Origin of the sequence: Aetokthonos hydrillicola CCALA 1050 (assembly GCF_017591665.1) — a bacterium.
Classification (GTDB): domain Bacteria; phylum Cyanobacteriota; class Cyanobacteriia; order Cyanobacteriales; family Nostocaceae; genus Aetokthonos; species Aetokthonos hydrillicola.
Genome location: NZ_JAAKGC010000281.1, coordinates 1 through 2517 on the forward strand (window position 1 = coordinate 1; position 2517 = coordinate 2517).

Below are 2517 nucleotides of genomic sequence, written 5' to 3' on the forward strand. Positions count from 1 at the left end.
CACCAAACCACGAATCACGGTTATAACTTGCTCTAACAAAGCCAAACCATGCTTGAAATAACCCAAATCTGATGTAATTTGTTTTTGGAAAAATACGCTGTTTTCTTCCGACAAGGGTTTTAAAAACCTTAAATCTTCTCCTGTGATATAACTTATTCTACGCACTCTACTAGAATAATTATCAGAATTTATTATAATTGTGTTTTGATATTCTTCAATAAGGTGAAGCAACCGAGTATATTTTAATGATAATTTTGGTAGAGCTTTTAACTCTTTCTTGAATTTTTTTAAATCTTCAGTTTTTAAATCTTTAGCATCACTGTTTTTTGGTAACCTATCAACAACTTGTTCTACTTCCTTATAAACTGACTCAAGTTCATGATAAAGTATTCTACTATTTTCAAAAGCTTTGACAACTTTAGCTCGAAAGAAAAATAAATCTACTAAATCTTGATAACATTCATTAAACTTAGCATCAGCCCGTTCATCAGTAAATAGCCAAATCAGGACATGTTGATATTTGCTTGATTGACTAAACAAGCCATATTCAAAGATCGGACTACCAAATAACTCTTCTTGGCGATTAAAAGGTGGACGTTGGGAAGGATCACGGAAAAGCGCTTTTAAACATTCTTCAGCGACTTGATTTGTACTGTTTTTGTATTTAGCACCTGTTAGCCAAGCAGTGATTAATAGAGTTTGTCCTAAAAACAGATCGTCGTGATTTAACGTTAAACAATTATTGAAATTCAGCTTACTCAACAGAGAAACGTCTACATCTTCTGTAGGTGTTATATCATCATCTTCCTTCTCTGGACGACGCAAATTTAGCCATAATCCGTAGCTGTCGTAAATACGCAACGGATAAGCAAAGCCTTTAATGACTACCTGTTGAGTATGATCTAAAGAAACTTTACCCTGAAAAGACACAGAATAATCATCATTTTTAACTTCTGAATCTTTCAGTAATTCAACGCGCCTATTTTCTGGTTCTTTTTTAAGATCTAGATGCTGGCTGAGGTGCAAATCCTGTTGTAGCGTATTGCGAACAACTTCATCAGCTTTTTGCCAGAGTTCAGTATTCTTTGTTTGTCCAGAATCGGAATTGACGATTTTGTTAAGCTGGAAAGCAAACAGATGGATATTCGGAGCATAAATTTTCATTTTTGCTTTTTATCTTGCAGTTTTCGTAGTTCCTCTTGTAGAACAGGAAGGCGATTTTCTTGAGTATTTTCTTGAGACGAGGGATTAGCTTTTTTGACTTTAGAAATTTCTCGTTCTTCAATCAAGACTGCATCTCTTACAGATTCATGGTTAATGTACCAGAGGCGAAGGACTTCTGCAAGTGACTCTGTTGACACGGTTTTTAATTCAGCCAGTGTTTTTTGCAGTGATGGTATATCGTCAATTGCTTCCGGGGAAAACACATAATCTTGGTTTTGTACAACTTGGATAAAAGCTTGAATCAGTTTATCAGCATCCATAATATAAATTTCCTCCTCTTGTGATAATTATGCACCAACCGCACAAAACCCAGCCCAAGCCCAAGAATTTTGGAATGGTTTCTGTTCTGGCTTGTAATTTTTTGTTAGTACATCCCTAATTGATTGCTTATGTTGTACATCCATTCGCTCTTGATCATCAATCCATTTAACTAAATCACTTTGGGTAACTTGGCGAAACCATAACTGTGCTTGATTGAGAGAAATCACCACATCACTTGTTAAAGTTTCAAGATTTTCATAAAACTTAATAATCAACAAAGCCGTAGAAAAGTCATCAACAGCCCATAAAGTACTAACAACACTCACCGCACCAGCACGAATAAACCCACTAGCTAAACCAATATATTCATCGCTTTTGTTATAAAAGTCAATCAAGCCTGTTTCGCAAGCAGAAAGCATAACTAGACGACATTCAGGTAAACTTAGTTGAAAGATCTCTTCTAGGGTGAGACATTTTTGTAAATCAAGCGCCTCGTTGTCGGATAACTGTAGGAAGCCAGATAGTTCTGCATCAGCAGGAACCGGAGAAACCAGAGAATCTGCTAATTGTAAAGCAGATTTTAAGGGAGATGTATAATTAAAGTAAGCGTGACCAGAAAAATGTAGCCACTTAGCATTACAAAGATGATCGGCTGACGGTTGTTGCTTTATAGCTGATAGAGTAGCTTCGTCTTTTTTCAAAATATGGTGTGGTTGAAATGCAGCAGCTATTGTCTCAACTTCAATATCAGTGAAATCTAAATTGTCTGTCGGGTTTTGAATGGCGAACAGGTGGGTTAAATCCTGTTTCGGTACTGGTGTTGCTGAAACTTGATGGTTTTGGGATAATCGCTGGAATGCAAAACGCAACAGTTCACAACTAGGTGCATAACTAACACCTTTAGGGAATTTCTCAATTAAATCTTCTCCAGTAGATAGCACTAAAGCATGAAGCGGTAACAAATGCAGGTAACGATGAGGAATGAGAATGAGCTTTTTACACTCAGTTGGGATAAGGGAGAGGATTTCATCT

The 2517-nt window shown here is 36.4% G+C and carries 3 protein-coding genes; all 3 read right to left on the reverse strand.

Going from position 1 to position 2517, the window contains the following annotated elements:
* Positions 1–1164: hypothetical protein (locus tag G4P69_RS36935; protein WP_208354803.1), on the reverse strand; the 1164-nt coding region annotated here is incomplete at its 3' end.
* A complete protein-coding gene (locus tag G4P69_RS36940; RefSeq protein ID WP_208345686.1) occupies positions 1161–1484 on the reverse strand; it encodes a hypothetical protein in 324 nt (107 codons plus the stop codon). The genes G4P69_RS36935 and G4P69_RS36940, both read right to left, overlap by 4 nt.
* Before the next feature lie 27 nt (positions 1485–1511).
* A partial coding sequence (locus G4P69_RS36945; RefSeq protein WP_208354805.1) for a CHAT domain-containing protein occupies positions 1512–2517 on the reverse strand: 1006 nt, incomplete at its 5' end.

What these genes read in the sequence shown, in the direction of transcription:
- G4P69_RS36940 (WP_208345686.1), bottom strand. Translation starts at nt 1,484, where the DNA reads ATGGATGCTGATAAACTGATTCAAGCTTTTATCCAAGTTGTACAAAAC.